Genomic DNA, 14,316 nt, shown 5'->3' on the forward strand with positions numbered 1-14,316 from the left:
GACTGCCAGGCCGCCTTCGCAGGCAAGCCAGCTCCCACATTTGGATCGCGGGGTGCCAGGTAGATAGGCGCCGGCTGTCAGGCCGTCACGGGAGCAAGCTCCCAAACCACAGTTTCGGCGTCATACCGAAGTTGTGTAGTTACCTATGCTCTTATGAGGTAGCCGCCGGGTTGCTCGGCGCGGTGGCCTGGGGCGCCGGTTTCTCAGGAGCAGCCACTCGCTCAAGTTGAATATTCACACGACGGTTACGCGCGCGGTTGGCAGCATTGGTGTTGGGCGCCAAGGGGTAGCTTTCGCCATGGAAGCGCATCGTGATCTGCGATTCCTGGATGCCGTTGGCCTTGAAGTAGTCCATCACCGCCAGGGCGCGGCGGCGCGACACGTCGCGGTTGGTCAGGCGGTTGCCACTGTTGTCGGAATGGCCGTTCAACTCGACATGATTGACCGTGGGATCGGCTTTCATGAAAGCCAGGATCACGGACAACTTCTTCTTGGCCGCAGCGTCCAGCTCAATGCCACCACCGGGGAAGCCGACTTCAGTCTGTTTGACCTGATCGTAATTCATGGGCAGCAGCTTGGTGGTGCACAGCTGATAATCGTTATAGGCCTTGTTGAACTTCACCGGCAGCAGGCGAATTTCCGAGTAACCGCCTTCACGCCCGTAATGCCGCACCGTCGGGCTGCGCCCTTCGAGCAAGCCCGTGAACAGGCGACCGGCCTGGGCCTGGGAGCTATTGAACAGCACGTCGCCGCTGCCGACACGCACGGCCCCAAGGTTGATATCACCTCGGCCCGGTTGCCACGGCGCAGCAGCGGCCAACAGGGTTGCCGAGCCGGCGCCGAGGCTGCTGCCATAGGTTTTCAGACGAAACGTCGCCTGTTCGCCGGCCCGGCGCACGAATTCACCGGAACCGAAATCGGTGATCGGCTGGGTCAGGCGGCACTCGAACTGATCGCCCTCTACCTTCCACTCAATATTCTCCAGACGTGTCTGGAACGTGAGGGCCGCCGCAGGCAGGCTGGCGAACACACTGAGCAGGGCTAGATAATACTGGCGCACGGGAGGCTCCATGGGTTTCTACAACACTTCACAGCGTCATACATCGTTAAGGCATACCCGGAGATATCGGTAGCATCCGGCAAAACTTGATAGCGAGTGCCTGCAAGAGTCTTTTCCGGTAGCATTCCCACCAGATTGACCCGCCTGGAATCCCCAATGTCCGACCGCCTGACCCTGCTGCGTCCCGACGACTGGCATATTCATCTTCGCGATGGTGCTGCGTTACCCCAAACCGTGGCCGACGTGGCCCGCACGTTTGGCCGTGCCATCATCATGCCTAACCTGGTACCTCCGGTGCGCAATGCCGCAGAGGCCGACGCCTATCGCCAGCGCATCCTCGCTGCACGACCGGCCGGCAGCCGCTTCGAACCGTTGATGGTGCTCTACCTCACCGACCGCACCCAGCCTGAAGAAATCCGCGAAGCCAAGGCCAGCGGTTATGTGCACGCTGCCAAGCTGTACCCGGCAGGCGCGACCACCAACTCCGATTCCGGTGTAACCAGTATCGACAAGATCCTGCCGGCGATCGAAGCCATGGCGGAAGTCGGCATGCCGTTGCTGATCCACGGGGAAGTCACCCGTGGCGATGTGGACGTGTTCGATCGCGAAAAAATCTTCATTGATGAGCACATGCGTCGTGTGGTTGAGCTGTTCCCCACGCTCAAAGTGGTGTTTGAACACATCACCACCGCCGATGCCGTGCAGTTTGTCAGTGAGGCGTCGGCCAACGTTGGCGCGACCATCACGGCCCACCACCTGCTTTACAACCGCAACCACATGCTGGTGGGCGGGATTCGGCCGCACTTCTACTGCCTGCCGATCCTCAAGCGCAACACCCATCAGGTAGCCCTGCTGGATGCCGCCACCAGCGGCAGCCCGAAATTCTTCCTCGGTACCGACTCGGCGCCCCACGCCCAGCACGCCAAGGAAGCTGCATGCGGCTGCGCCGGCTGCTACACCGCGTTTGCCGCCATCGAGTTGTACGCCGAGGCATTCGAACAGCGTAACGCGCTGGACAAGCTCGAAGGTTTTGCCAGCCTCAACGGCCCGCGTTTCTACGGCCTGCCGACAAATACCGACCGCATTACCCTGGTTCGTGAAGACTGGACCGCCCCTGCCAGCCTGCCGTTTGGCGAGCTGACCGTTATCCCGCTGCGCGCCGGTGAAACACTGCGCTGGCGCCTGCTGGAGGAAAGCAAGTGAGTGAAGACCATTACGACGACGAACAAGAGCACGGTGGCGGCGGCTCGCGCCATCCGATGGCCGAGCGTTTTCGCGGTTATCTGCCGGTTGTCATCGACGTAGAAACCGGTGGTTTCAACTGCGCCACTGATGCCTTGCTGGAAATTGCCGCAACCACCATCGGCATGGACGAACAGGGCTTTGTGTACCCGGAACACACGCATTTCTTTCGCGTAGAACCGTTTGAAGGCGCCAATATCGAAGCCGCTGCCCTGGAGTTCACCGGGATCAAGCTCGACCACCCCCTGCGCATGGCGGTGAGTGAAGAAGCGGCGCTGACCGATATCTTCCGTGGCGTGCGCAAGGCGTTGAAGGCCAATGGCTGCAAACGCGCGATCCTGGTCGGCCACAACAGCAGTTTCGACCTGGGCTTCCTGAACGCCGCCGTGGCGCGACTGGACATGAAGCGCAACCCGTTTCACCCGTTCTCCAGCTTCGACACCGCCACCCTTGCCGGCCTCGCCTACGGTCAGACCGTTCTGGCCAAAGCCTGCCAGGCCGCCGGTATCGACTTTGACGGGCGTGAAGCCCACTCGGCTCGCTACGACACCGAGAAGACTGCCGAGCTGTTCTGCGGCATCGTCAATCGCTGGAAACAGATGGGCGGGTGGGAAGACTTCAACGACTGAAATCAAATCCCGCGCATAAAAAAACCGGCCTTTTCAGGCCGGTTTTTTTATACCGTGACGTTGGCTTACAGCTTGCCAGCGTTCTCGGTCAGGTAAGCCGCAACGCCTTCTGGCGAAGCGTTCATGCCTTTGTCGCCTTTTTTCCAGTTGGCAGGGCAAACTTCGCCGTGCTCTTCGTGGAATTGCAGCGCGTCGACCAGGCGGATCAGCTCTTCCATATTACGGCCCAGCGGCAGGTCGTTGATGATCTGCGAGCGCACAACGCCCTTGTCGTCGATCAGGAACGCGCCACGGAACGCAACGCCGCCTTCGGACTCAACGTCGTAGGCCTTGGCGATGTCGTGCTTCATATCGGCAGCCATGGTGTATTTGACTTTGCCGATGCCGCCATCATTGATGGCGGTGTTGCGCCAGGCGTTGTGGGTGAAATGGGAGTCGATGGAAACCGCGACCACTTCAACGTTACGCGCCTTGAAATCGTCCATGCGGTGGTCCAGGGCGATCAGCTCCGAAGGGCAGACGAAGGTGAAGTCCAGCGGGTAGAAGAACACCAGGCCGTATTTGCCTTTGATGGCTTCAGACAGTTTGAAGCTGTCAACGATTTCGCCATTGCCGAGCACGGCTGGTACGTCGAAATCCGGGGCTTGTTTACCGACGAGTACGCTCATTGGATATCTCCTGATGTAGGGGGTGACGATTGAAGTAAAAGGACAGGTCGAGTCTGCCGGTGAAAATCGACAGAAACATGACGCAATCACGCTTCGTAAAGACCGACCATCATACACCGAAAAAACCGTTCGTCAGCGCATGGGCGATGCGCACTGGATTGTCGATGAAACTATTTTGACAATCATTCTCGTTAACATTAAGATCCATCGCACTTAAGCCTTAAACCCGCGACGGTTCTCACTTATGTATGTCTGCCTCTGCACTGGCGTTACCGACGGACAAATCCGCGAAGCAATCTACGAAGGTTGCTGCAGCTATAAGGAAGTACGTGAAACCACGGGCGTTGCCAGCCAGTGCGGCAAATGTGCTTGCCTGGCCAAGCAAGTGGTACGGGAAACCCTGACGCAGCTGCAGACAGCCCAGGCCGCGCTCCCCTACCCAGCAGAATTTAAACACGCCTGAATAGGCATGTTTTGAAGAACCGGACCTAGTGTCCGGTTTTTTTATGCCATTAATTCAACTAGTTAGCGCTTAGACGCGGAACACAAACATTCTTATTCCGATTAATTTTCATTTATTATTCAATCACTTAGGTTTGACACTAGGATTTTCACCGCTCAGACTCTGCCCTATACACAGCTATTACAGGGCAGGACCCCAGTCATGAAAGGCGACATCTCAGTCATCCAGCAACTCAACAAAATCCTTGCCAATGAACTGGTCGCGATCAATCAGTACTTTCTGCATGCACGCATGTACGACGATTGGGGCCTGGAAAAGCTTGGCAAGCGTGAATACAAAGAATCGATCAAGGCCATGAAGGACGCCGACGCGCTGATCAAGCGCATCCTGTTCCTGGAAGGCCTGCCGAACGTGCAGGACCTGGGCAAGCTGAACATCGGCGAGCACACCCAGGAAATGATCAGCAGCGACCTGGGCTTTGAGCGCAAGAGCCACAGCGATCTGAAGGCCGCTATTGCTCACTGCGAAACCAAGGGCGATTTCGGCAGCCGTGAACTGTTGGAAGATATCCTTGAAGATCAGGAAGAGCATATCGACTGGCTGGAAACCCAGCTGGGCCTGATCGACAAGGTGAGCCTGGAGAATTACCTGCAATCGCAGATGGGCGAATAACTGCGCTTGTTATCACTGTAGGAGCGAGCTTGCTCGCGAAGGACTCCCAGGCAACACGTTAAAACAGGCGCGCTGCGCTATCGTTGACGTTCTTCGCGAGCAAGCTCGCTCCTACAGAAAAGCTCAAAAAAAGCCCCGCTCTCTTGTGAGAAGCGGGGCTTTTTTATTGCTCGCCAATTAGGCGTCAGTCTTGGCCGCTGCGCCTTTGATCAGCGTTTGCAGGGAACCATCAGCTGCCATTTCAGTGATGATGTCGCTACCGCCCACCAGCTCACCGGCTACCCACAACTGCGGGAAAGTCGGCCAATTGGCGTACTTTGGCAGGTTGGCGCGGATTTCAGGGTTTTGCAGGATATCCACGTAAGCGAACTTCTCGCCACATGCCATCACGGCCTGGGACGCTTTCGCGGAGAAACCGCACTGAGGCGCGTTTGGAGCGCCTTTCATGTAAAGCAGAATGGTGTTGTTGGCAATCTGCTCTTTGATCGTTTCGATGATATCCATGGAACACCTCTGCAGGAACTTTGCGACTCACGGGTCGGCACGGTGGCGCATTGTAACGCAAAAATCCAGCAGGATGCTCAGGCCGCGGCCACCTTCACCGGTACACCGTTAAGCGCCGCATTACCCGACAACTCATCCAATTGCCGCTCGTCGGTCAAGTCATTGGCACTTGCCCCCGGCTGGCTGCTCGCGATGCTCATCTGCACGCCCGGGCGACCGTGACCCCAGCCGTGAGGCAGGCTGACCACACCCGGCATCATGTCTGCGCTGGCCACGACTTCCACTTCGATCATGCCCGTGCGCGAGCTCACTCGCACCCGTTGGCCATCGCTCAACTGACGGCTGGCCAGATCGTCGGGGTGCATCAACAGCTGATGGCGTGGCTTGCCCTTTACCAGCCGCTGATAGTTATGCATCCAGGAATTATTGCTGCGCACATGCCGTCTCCCAATCAGCAGCAGTTCGTCGGCCACCGGCGCCGGCTGCGCGGCGAAACGCGCCAGGTCTGCGAGGATCACGGCCGGTGCTGCTTGCACCTTGCCATCCGCGGTTTTCAAACGTGCCGCGAGGTTGGGCTTGAGCGGCCCCAGGTCCATGCCATGGGGATGATCTGCCAGCATCGCCACCGATAACTTATAACTGGATGCGTCACCGTAGGCACCGGCACGCAGCCCCAAGTCGATCATCTGCGCGGGTGGCAGGGTGGGCTTGAGCGCAACGCCAGTGTGCGCCGCAAATGCCTTGGCCAGGCCGACAAAGATCTCCCAGTCATGCAACGCGCCCTCAGGTTTGGGCAGGATGGCGCGATTGAAGCGTGTGACATTACGCACCGCGAACAAATTGAAGGTGGTGTCGTAGTGATCGTTTTCCAGCGCCGAGGTGGAAGGCAGGATCAGGTCGGCATAACGCGTGGTCTCGTTGATATACAGGTCGATGCTGACCATGAATTCCAACCCGTCCAAGGCTTGCTCCAATTGGCGGCCGTTAGGCGTGGACAGCACCGGGTTGCCGGCCACCGTCACCAGTGCGCGGATCTGCCCCTCACCCTCGGTCAGCATTTCTTCGGCCAGCGCCGACACCGGCAGTTCTCCACCGTACTCCGGGCGCCCGGACACGCGGCTCTGCCAGCGGTTGAAGTGCCCCCCGCTGGTGGAGGCCACCAGGTCCACCGCCGGGCTGGTGCAGAGTGCGCCGCCGACGCGGTCCAGATTGCCGGTCACCAGGTTGATCAGTTGCACCAGCCAATGGCACAGCGTACCGAACGCCTGAGTCGAGACGCCCATACGGCCATAGCAGACGGCCTTGTCAGCGCCGGCGAAGTCCCTGGCCAACTGGCGAATCTGTTCGGCAGGCACCGCACACTGGCGGCTCATGGCCTCGGCATCGAAGCCGGCAATGGCCCTGCGCACCTCGTCCAGGCCTTCCACCGGCAAATGGCTGTCGCGTGTCAGCCCCTCGGTGAACAACGTGTTGAGCACCCCAAACAACAACGCCGCATCGCCGCCGGGGCGTACGAACAAGTGCTGGTCGGCGATGGCCGCCGTCTCGCTGCGCCGAGGGTCGACTACCACCACTTTGCCGCCCCGCGCCTGGATGGCCTTGAGGCGTTTCTCAACATCGGGCACGGTCATGATGCTGCCATTGGAGGCCAGCGGGTTGCCGCCGAGGATCAACATGAAGTCGGTCTGGTCGATGTCAGGGATGGGCAGCAACAGGCCGTGGCCGTACATCAGGTGACTGGTGAGGTGATGAGGCAACTGGTCTACCGAGGTCGCGGAAAAACGATTGCGCGTCTTCAACAGCCCTAGAAAGTAGTTGCTGTGGGTCATCAAGCCATAGTTATGCACGCTGGGGTTGCCCTGATACACCGCCACCGCGTTCTGGCCATGCCGCGCCTGAATGCCCGCCAGCCGCTCGGCCACCAGGGCAAAGGCTTCATCCCAGGCAATCGGCTGCCATTGGCTGCCCACCCGCCGCATGGGTTGGTGCAGACGGTCCGGGTCGTTCTGGATGTCCTGCAGGGCCACGGCCTTGGGGCAGATGTGGCCGCGACTGAAACTGTCCAGGGGGTCGCCCTTGATCGAGGTGATCGCCAGGCTACCGTCTTGGGCTTGGGTGGTTTCCAGGGTGAGGCCGCAGATGGCTTCGCACAGGTGGCAGGCACGGTGGTGGAGAGTCTTGGTCATGGCCAGTCTCTTTATAGGGGCTTTGGCTCAACTATGGGCCGCGCCCCCCTTGGGGCGCCAGCAACCTTCGCGTTGTGAATCGACGGGCATAGGCCAGGGCATGGCTAAGCATGAGCAAATGTTTCAAAAACCTTGCCCACAGGCGCTGAAACCGACGCGACCTGGCCCACGCCCGCCCCCGCGCATTGCAAAAGGCCTGGACGCCAGTGTACAAATGGCTTGCTGCTGTAAGGAAATCGTCTTCAAACGCGCGCCAGCGCCCTGCTTGAACACCCCTAAAGCCGTAGCCCTATTGGTAAAACGCGACATTTAATGTCAATATCGCGTCTTCCCCTATTTCGTCGCCCCGTGCGGCTTTCGCCGCAGGTCTCGCCCGTTGTCGCAATAAACAAGGCTTTGAGTATCTGCGGTCTGTTGCAAAAGGTAGTTAATGATGAGCGCAAGGCACTTTCTCTCCCTGATGGATTGCACGCCCGAAGAGCTGGTCAGCGTGATCCGTCGAGGCATTGAGCTTAAAGACCTGCGTAACCGCGGCGTACTGTTTGAGCCTTTGAAAAACCGTGTACTGGGGATGATTTTCGAAAAGTCCTCGACCCGCACACGCCTGTCGTTCGAAGCCGGCATGATCCAGCTGGGTGGCCAAGCGATCTTCCTGTCACCGCGCGACACCCAATTGGGCCGTGGTGAGCCGATCAGCGATTGCGCCATCGTGATGTCGCGCATGCTCGACGCCGTGATGATCCGTACCTTCGCCCACAGTACCCTGACCGAATTTGCCGCCAACTCCCGAGTGCCAGTGATCAACGGCCTGTCCGATGACCTGCACCCCTGTCAGTTGCTGGCCGACATGCAAACCTTCCTCGAACACCGGGGCTCGATCCAAGGCAAGACCGTGGCCTGGATCGGCGATGGCAACAACATGTGCAACAGCTATATAGAAGCGGCGATTCAGTTTGACTTCCACCTGCGTATCGCCTGCCCTGAAGGCTACGAGCCCAGCGCCGAGTTCATGGCCAAGGCCGATGGCCGTGTGCAACTGCTGCGCGATCCAAAAGACGCAGTGGTCGGCGCGCACCTGGTGAGTACCGACGTCTGGACCTCCATGGGCCAGGAAGACGAAACCGCCAAGCGCCTGGCCCGGTTCGCGCCGTTCCAGGTGACCCGCGTGTTGCTCGACCTGGCCGCGCCGGACGTGCTGTTCATGCACTGCCTACCCGCCCACCGGGGCGAAGAAATCAGCCAGGACCTGCTCGACGATCCGCGCTCAGTCGCGTGGGATCAGGCCGAGAACCGCCTGCATGCGCAAAAAGCCTTGCTCGAATTCCTCGTCCCGCCGTCGTACCACCACGCATGAGCCAGCCATTACTGCTGAACCTGCGCAATCTGGCATGCGGCTATCAAGACCAACGCGTGGTGCAGAACCTCAACCTGCACCTCAACGCCGGCGATATCGGTTGCCTGCTCGGCTCTTCGGGCTGCGGCAAGACCACCACCCTGCGCGCGATTGCTGGCTTTGAGCCGGTGCATGAAGGCGAAATCAGCCTAGCGGGCGACGTCATCTCCCGTGCCGGTTTCACCCTTGCGCCGGAGAAACGTCGTATCGGCATGGTGTTCCAGGACTACGCGTTGTTCCCGCACCTGAGCGTGGCTGACAACATCGCCTTCGGCATTCGCAAACACCCGCAAAAAGAGCGCGTGGTCGCCGAGTTGCTCGAACTGGTCAACCTGAAGAACCTGGGCAAGCGCTTTGCCCATGAGCTTTCCGGTGGTCAGCAACAACGTGTCGCCCTCGCCCGCGCCCTGGCGCCGGAGCCGCAACTGCTGTTGCTGGATGAACCCTTTTCCAACCTCGATGGCGAACTGCGCCGCAAGCTCAGCCATGAGGTGCGCGACATCCTCAAGGCGCGCGGCACCAGCGCAATCCTGGTGACCCATGACCAGGAAGAGGCCTTCGCCGTCAGCGATCACGTGGGTGTCTTCAAGGAAGGCCGACTAGAGCAGTGGGACACGCCCTACAACCTCTATCACGAACCGCAGACGCCTTACGTCGCCAGCTTCATCGGCCAGGGCTATTTCATCCGCGGTCGCCTGAACTCGCCGGAATCGGTCAGTACTGAACTGGGTGACCTGCGTGGGAACCGTGCCTATACCTTGCCAACCGGTGCTGCGGTGGATGTACTGTTGCGCCCGGATGACATCGTGTATGCGCCGGACAGCGCGTTGAAAGCCCGGATCGTCGGCAAAACTTTCCTCGGCGCCTCAACGCTGTACCGGTTACAGCTGCCGACCGGCGCGCAATTAGAGTCGATTTTCCCCAGCCATGCCGATCACCAAGTGGGCGCAGAGGTGGGGATCCGTGTGGCGGCTGAACATTTGGTGGTGTTCCAGGCATCCGGCAGCACAGCGGCGCAGATTCCTGCTGTTGAGTCAGGCGTGCGTCGCCACAGCGTCGCTCACTGACAAAACCGGATCAAACTGTGGGAGCTGGCTTGCCTGCGATGCAGACAACTCGGGTTATCTGTTACACCGCGTTGATGCTATCGCAGGCAAGCCAGCTCCCACATTTGATCCTCATAGATTTCAAAAAATGATTATCAGGCCCGGCCAATCGGTGCGAATTTGGCCTGGGTGTGTTCTGCCAGCACCGTCGCTGGCAATTCAACTTCCAAACCCCTTCTGCCCGCGCTGACAAAAATCGTTGCAAAGGGTTGCGCCGTTTCATCAATAAACGTGCGCAAGCGCTTCTTCTGCCCCAACGGGCTGATGCCGCCCAACAGATACCCCGTGGAACGCTGCGCTGCTGCCGGGTCTGCCATTTCGACTTTCTTCACACCCGCAGCGTGAGCCAGGGCTTTCAAGTCCAGACTTCCGACGACCGGCACCACCGCCACCAACAACTCACCCTTCTCACTGCTCGCCAGCAGCGTCTTGAACACTTGGGCCGGGTCCAGGCTCAATTTTTCCGCGGCTTCCAGCCCATAGGATGCTGCCTTGGGATCATGTTCATAACTATGGATACGATGTTCGGCGCGAACTTTTTTCAACAGGTCCAATGCGGGGGTCATAGCGGCTCCGGGCGGGAAAACTGATGGTCAATTCTAGGCCAAGACCACGTGAAACGCTCTAGCACAGTCCTATTACCGCTAATGCGACGCGCCTTGACCCTGATCATTCACCACACCAATAGTTCGGAAATGACCAATGGTTCACTTTCGACCTTTGACAGCGGTCATTCTTGTCTATATTTTTTCGTTTCCGAATACCGTAGGAATAATCCTCTGGTACTCCGCTGTAAGCCGCGATCCAGGATGGGGATCCTTTTCACGGTGAATATCGCGCAACTGCCCGTTGAGGCCGTGCGCAAGACAAGAACAACAATTGAGGTTTTCCATGACAACTGCTCTTCAACAGCCTTCACTTTCGAGCCAATGCATGGCCGAATTCCTGGGCACCGCGCTGCTGATCTTCTTCGGTACAGGATGCGTCGCCGCGCTCAAGGTCGCGGGTGCGAGCTTTGGCTTGTGGGAAATCAGTATCATCTGGGGGGTCGGCGTTAGCATGGCGATCTACTTGAGTGCCGGTATTTCCGGGGCTCACCTCAACCCGGCGGTCAGTATCGCCCTGTGCATCTTTGCCGATTTTGAAAAGCGCAAACTGCCCTTCTATATTCTTGCCCAGGTCGCCGGCGCCTTCTGCTCCGCCGCCTTGGTGTACACGCTTTACAGCAATCTGTTTTTCGATTACGAACAAACCCACCACATGGTCCGCGGCTCCCAAGCCAGCCTGGAATTGGCCTCGGTGTTCTCAACCTACCCTCATGCGCTGCTGAGCACGGCCCAGGCATTCCTGGTGGAAATGGTCATCACCGCCATCCTGATGGGCGTGATCATGGCCCTTACCGATGATAACAACGGCCTGCCACGCGGCCCGCTGGCGCCCCTGCTGATCGGCTTGCTGATCGCGGTGATTGGTAGCGCCATGGGCCCGCTGACTGGCTTTGCGATGAACCCGGCACGGGATTTCGGTCCCAAGCTGATGACCTTTTTTGCCGGTTGGGGTGAAATGGCCTTTACTGGCGGTCGCGATATTCCTTACTTCCTGGTGCCGATTTTCGCCCCGATTGTCGGCGCATGCCTGGGTGCTGCGGCCTATCGCGGGCTGATTGCTCGCCACCTGCCGAGCGCCGCACCGGCTATCACTGAAGAAACACCTGACACGGCTGTCAACGGCAAGACTCGTATTTCCTGAAAGCGCCAGCCTGGTCCCCTGCCCTTCGCGGCCCAGGCTGATTTCTGACTTCCTTATTTCGTCCAAGGCAATTGACATGACCGACCTTCAGAATAAGAACTACATCATTGCCCTTGATCAGGGCACCACCAGTTCCCGGGCGATCATCTTCGATCGTGACGCCAACGTGGTGTGTACCGCCCAGCGTGAATTCGTCCAGCATTACCCGCAGGCTGGCTGGGTCGAACATGACCCGATGGAAATCTTCGCCACCCAGAGCGCAGTGATGGTCGAAGCGCTGGCCCAGGCCGGCCTGCACCACGACCAGGTGGCCGCCATCGGTATCACCAACCAGCGTGAAACCACGGTGGTCTGGGACAAGATCACCGGCCGCCCCATCTACAACGCCATTGTCTGGCAGTGCCGCCGCAGCACCGAGATTTGCCAGCAGCTCAAGCGCGACGGCCATGAGCAATACATCAGCGACACCACGGGCCTTGTGACCGACCCGTACTTCTCCGGCACCAAACTCAAGTGGATCCTCGACAACGTCGAAGGCAGCCGCGAACGTGCACGCAACGGCGAACTGCTGTTCGGCACCGTCGACAGCTGGCTGATCTGGAAATTTACCGGCGGCAAGACCCACGTCACCGACTACACCAACGCCTCGCGCACCATGCTCTTCAACATCCACACCCTGGAGTGGGATGCGAAGATGCTGGAAATCCTGGACATTCCGCGGGAAATGCTCCCGGAAGTGAAGTCGTCGTCGGAAATCTATGGCCGTACCAAAAGCGGCATCGCCATCGGCGGCATTGCCGGTGACCAGCAAGCGGCCCTGTTCGGCCAGATGTGCGTGGAAGCCGGCCAGGCCAAGAACACCTACGGCACCGGCTGCTTCCTGCTGATGAACACCGGCGACAAGGCGGTGAAATCCAAGCACGGTATGCTCACCACCATCGCCTGCGGCCCACGCGGCGAGGTGGCCTACGCCCTGGAAGGCGCAGTCTTCAACGGCGGCTCCACCGTGCAATGGCTGCGTGACGAGCTGAAGATCATCAACGATGCCCACGACACCGAATACTTTGCCGGCAAGGTCAAGGACAGCAACGGCGTGTACCTGGTACCCGCCTTCACCGGCCTCGGCGCACCCTACTGGGACCCGTATGCCCGTGGCGCACTGTTCGGCCTGACCCGTGGCGTACGCGTAGACCACATTATTCGCGCAGCCCTGGAGTCGATCGCCTACCAGACCCGCGACGTCCTCGACGCCATGCAACAGGACTCGGGCGAACGCCTCAAGGCCCTGCGCGTGGACGGCGGTGCGGTTGCCAACAACTTCCTGATGCAGTTCCAGGCCGACATCCTCGGCACCCAGGTAGAACGCCCGCAAATGCGTGAAACCACTGCACTCGGCGCGGCCTACCTGGCTGGCCTGGCGTGTGGCTTCTGGGGCAGCCTGGACGAGCTGCGCGGCAAGGCGGTGATCGAGCGCGAGTTCGAGCCACAACTCGATGAAGCGGCCAAAGAGAAACTCTACGCCGGCTGGCAAAAAGCCGTGAGCCGCACCCGTGACTGGGAACCGCACGAGGGCGCTGAATAAGGTTGTAACTGGCAGGGAGCGGATTCCTGCGTCATCATGGGCCACTTTTGTATGGCAGCCCAAAGGACGCCCCATGAATCTGCCTCCCCGCCAACAACAAATCCTCGAACTGGTCCGCGAACGCGGCTACGTCAGTATCGAGGAAATGGCGCAGCTATTCGTTGTCACCCCGCAAACCATCCGCCGCGATATCAACCAACTGGCGGACGCCAACCTGTTGCGCCGCTACCACGGTGGCGCAGCCTATGACTCCAGTGTCGAGAACACCGCGTACGCCATGCGTGCCGACCAGATGCGCGACGAGAAGCAACGCATCGGCGAAGCCATTGCCGCACAGATTCCCGATCACGCCTCGCTGTTCATCAACATCGGCACCACCACCGAATCCATCGCCCGTGCGCTGCTCAATCACAGCCACCTGAAAATCATCACCAACAACCTCAACGTCGCCACCATGCTCAGTGCCAAGGACGACTTCGATGTGTTGCTCACCGGCGGCAATGTGCGCCGTGACGGTGGCGTGGTCGGCCAGGCCAGTGTCGACTTCATCAACCAGTTCAAGGTCGACTTTGCCCTGGTGGGCATCAGCGGGATCGACGAGGACGGCAGCCTGCTGGACTTCGATTACCAGGAAGTGCGGGTTTCCCAGGCCATCATCGCCAATGCGCGACAAGTGATTCTGGCGGCAGACTCCAGCAAATTCGGGCGCAATGCCATGATTCGCCTGGGGCCGATCAGCCTGGTGGACTGCCTGGTGACTGACCAACAGCCGGTGCCGGCGTTGGTGCAGGTGTTGAATGAGCATAAGGTGCGGCTGGAAGTCGTCTAGCGCCTGTTCAGACGCCATCGCGGGCAAGCCCGGCTCCCACAGATTGAAATGCGATCAAATGTGGGAGCCGGGCTCGCCCGCGATGACGGCCTCCCCCACACCAACACATTCACCTTTGTTCAATATTCTTCCTTTCCCCACCCTTCGATGAGTTATTTCAATCGAAGTCGGGTGGCTGTGCTCGCAATTATCAGCTAACATTTTCGCAAATGAACATTCATGTTCGAATTCCA

Annotated in this window: 15 protein-coding genes; 10 read left to right on the forward strand and 5 right to left on the reverse strand. The window is 59.3% G+C overall.

Features of this window, described 5'->3' with window-relative positions; all coding sequences use genetic code 11:
* Positions 1-151: 151 nt before the first annotated feature.
* Positions 152-1,060, reverse strand: coding sequence for an OmpA family protein (locus DK871_RS19840; RefSeq protein WP_044272152.1), 909 nt, complete (start codon positions 1,058-1,060; stop codon positions 152-154).
* A gap of 156 nt (positions 1,061-1,216) precedes the next feature.
* Here DK871_RS19840 and pyrC point away from each other — a divergent pair, with 156 nt between their 5' ends.
* Positions 1,217-2,263, forward strand: coding sequence for a dihydroorotase (gene pyrC, locus DK871_RS19845; protein ID WP_161906369.1), 1,047 nt, complete (start codon positions 1,217-1,219; stop codon positions 2,261-2,263).
* Positions 2,260-2,931, forward strand: coding sequence for a ribonuclease T (gene rnt / locus DK871_RS19850; RefSeq protein WP_003188980.1), 672 nt, complete (start codon positions 2,260-2,262; stop codon positions 2,929-2,931). Before pyrC ends, rnt begins: the two co-directional genes overlap by 4 nt.
* 65 nt (positions 2,932-2,996) lie before the next feature.
* Here the strand turns inward: rnt and DK871_RS19855 are convergent, their stop codons facing one another.
* Positions 2,997-3,599, reverse strand: coding sequence for a peroxiredoxin (locus tag DK871_RS19855; RefSeq protein ID WP_003172097.1), 603 nt, complete (start codon positions 3,597-3,599; stop codon positions 2,997-2,999).
* Between the two features lie 22 nt (positions 3,600-3,621).
* Here DK871_RS19855 and DK871_RS19860 point away from each other — a divergent pair, with 22 nt between their 5' ends.
* The 3 genes from DK871_RS19860 to bfr all read left to right on the forward strand — a co-directional run bounded on the left by DK871_RS19860 (position 3,622) and on the right by bfr (position 4,734).
* Complete coding sequence (locus DK871_RS19860) at positions 3,622-3,816, forward strand: hypothetical protein (protein WP_161906370.1); 195 nt, start codon at positions 3,622-3,624, stop codon at positions 3,814-3,816.
* Positions 3,817-3,843: 27 nt separating this feature from the next.
* Positions 3,844-4,062, forward strand: a complete 219-nt coding sequence (locus DK871_RS19865) for a bacterioferritin-associated ferredoxin (RefSeq protein WP_003188977.1) — start codon at positions 3,844-3,846, stop codon at positions 4,060-4,062.
* A gap of 201 nt (positions 4,063-4,263) precedes the next feature.
* Entirely contained in the window at positions 4,264-4,734 is a 471-nt protein-coding gene (gene bfr, locus DK871_RS19870) for a bacterioferritin (protein ID WP_012722487.1), read from the forward strand.
* A 177-nt stretch (positions 4,735-4,911) separates the two neighbouring features.
* Here bfr and grxD read toward each other — a convergent pair whose 3' ends face one another.
* Positions 4,912-5,238, reverse strand: a complete 327-nt coding sequence (gene grxD, locus DK871_RS19875; protein WP_003188975.1) for a Grx4 family monothiol glutaredoxin — start codon at positions 5,236-5,238, stop codon at positions 4,912-4,914.
* A gap of 77 nt (positions 5,239-5,315) precedes the next feature.
* The gene (locus DK871_RS19880; RefSeq protein WP_161906371.1) at positions 5,316-7,424 is read right to left on the reverse strand and encodes a molybdopterin oxidoreductase family protein; all 2,109 of its coding nucleotides are present in this window, start codon (positions 7,422-7,424) and stop codon (positions 5,316-5,318) included.
* A 433-nt stretch (positions 7,425-7,857) separates the two neighbouring features.
* On the opposite strand from DK871_RS19880, the gene argF reads away from it, so the two are divergent.
* Both argF and DK871_RS19890 read left to right on the forward strand, forming a co-directional pair.
* Positions 7,858-8,778 (forward strand): ornithine carbamoyltransferase, encoded by a 921-nt coding sequence (argF, locus tag DK871_RS19885; RefSeq protein ID WP_161906372.1) that lies wholly within the window; start codon positions 7,858-7,860, stop codon positions 8,776-8,778.
* Positions 8,775-9,884, forward strand: coding sequence for an ABC transporter ATP-binding protein (locus tag DK871_RS19890; protein WP_161906373.1), 1,110 nt, complete (start codon positions 8,775-8,777; stop codon positions 9,882-9,884). The genes argF and DK871_RS19890 overlap by 4 nt, the downstream gene beginning before the upstream one ends.
* A gap of 134 nt (positions 9,885-10,018) precedes the next feature.
* Here the strand turns inward: DK871_RS19890 and ybaK are convergent, their stop codons facing one another.
* On the reverse strand, positions 10,019-10,489 hold the full coding sequence (gene ybaK / locus DK871_RS19895; RefSeq protein WP_161906374.1) for a Cys-tRNA(Pro) deacylase: 471 nt from the start codon (positions 10,487-10,489) through the stop codon (positions 10,019-10,021).
* A 325-nt stretch (positions 10,490-10,814) separates the two neighbouring features.
* Here ybaK and DK871_RS19900 point away from each other — a divergent pair, with 325 nt between their 5' ends.
* The 3 genes from DK871_RS19900 to DK871_RS19910 all read left to right on the forward strand — a co-directional run bounded on the left by DK871_RS19900 (position 10,815) and on the right by DK871_RS19910 (position 14,083).
* On the forward strand, positions 10,815-11,672 hold the full coding sequence (locus tag DK871_RS19900) for an MIP/aquaporin family protein (RefSeq protein ID WP_161906375.1): 858 nt from the start codon (positions 10,815-10,817) through the stop codon (positions 11,670-11,672).
* Positions 11,673-11,748: 76 nt separating this feature from the next.
* A complete protein-coding gene (gene glpK / locus DK871_RS19905; protein WP_032893327.1) occupies positions 11,749-13,254 on the forward strand; it encodes a glycerol kinase GlpK in 1,506 nt (501 codons plus the stop codon).
* 73 nt (positions 13,255-13,327) lie between these two features.
* Positions 13,328-14,083 carry a DeoR/GlpR family transcriptional regulator gene (locus DK871_RS19910; RefSeq protein WP_003188962.1) on the forward strand — a complete coding sequence of 252 codons (756 nt, stop codon included), beginning with the start codon at positions 13,328-13,330 and terminating at the stop codon, positions 14,081-14,083.
* Positions 14,084-14,316 lie beyond the last annotated feature (233 nt).

The sequence above is a fragment of the Pseudomonas sp. L13 genome, from assembly GCF_009935965.1.
In the GTDB taxonomy this organism is placed as follows: domain Bacteria; phylum Pseudomonadota; class Gammaproteobacteria; order Pseudomonadales; family Pseudomonadaceae; genus Aquipseudomonas; species Aquipseudomonas lactis.

Bases quoted from the DNA above. Each gene is read 5' to 3' on its own strand.
- DK871_RS19865 (WP_003188977.1), top strand. From the start codon at position 3,844: ATGTATGTCTGCCTCTGCACTGGCGTTACCGACGGACAAATCCGCGAA.
- DK871_RS19910 (WP_003188962.1), top strand. From the start codon at position 13,328: ATGAATCTGCCTCCCCGCCAACAACAAATCCTCGAACTGGTCCGCGAA.
- argF (WP_161906372.1), top strand. From the start codon at position 7,858: ATGAGCGCAAGGCACTTTCTCTCCCTGATGGATTGCACGCCCGAAGAG.
- DK871_RS19900 (WP_161906375.1), top strand. From the start codon at position 10,815: ATGACAACTGCTCTTCAACAGCCTTCACTTTCGAGCCAATGCATGGCC.
- grxD (WP_003188975.1), bottom strand. From the start codon at position 5,238: ATGGATATCATCGAAACGATCAAAGAGCAGATTGCCAACAACACCATT.
- DK871_RS19855 (WP_003172097.1), bottom strand. From the start codon at position 3,599: ATGAGCGTACTCGTCGGTAAACAAGCCCCGGATTTCGACGTACCAGCC.
- glpK (WP_032893327.1), top strand. From the start codon at position 11,749: ATGACCGACCTTCAGAATAAGAACTACATCATTGCCCTTGATCAGGGC.
- ybaK (WP_161906374.1), bottom strand. From the start codon at position 10,489: ATGACCCCCGCATTGGACCTGTTGAAAAAAGTTCGCGCCGAACATCGT.
- pyrC (WP_161906369.1), top strand. From the start codon at position 1,217: ATGTCCGACCGCCTGACCCTGCTGCGTCCCGACGACTGGCATATTCAT.
- DK871_RS19890 (WP_161906373.1), top strand. From the start codon at position 8,775: ATGAGCCAGCCATTACTGCTGAACCTGCGCAATCTGGCATGCGGCTAT.
- bfr (WP_012722487.1), top strand. From the start codon at position 4,264: ATGAAAGGCGACATCTCAGTCATCCAGCAACTCAACAAAATCCTTGCC.
- DK871_RS19880 (WP_161906371.1), bottom strand. From the start codon at position 7,424: ATGACCAAGACTCTCCACCACCGTGCCTGCCACCTGTGCGAAGCCATC.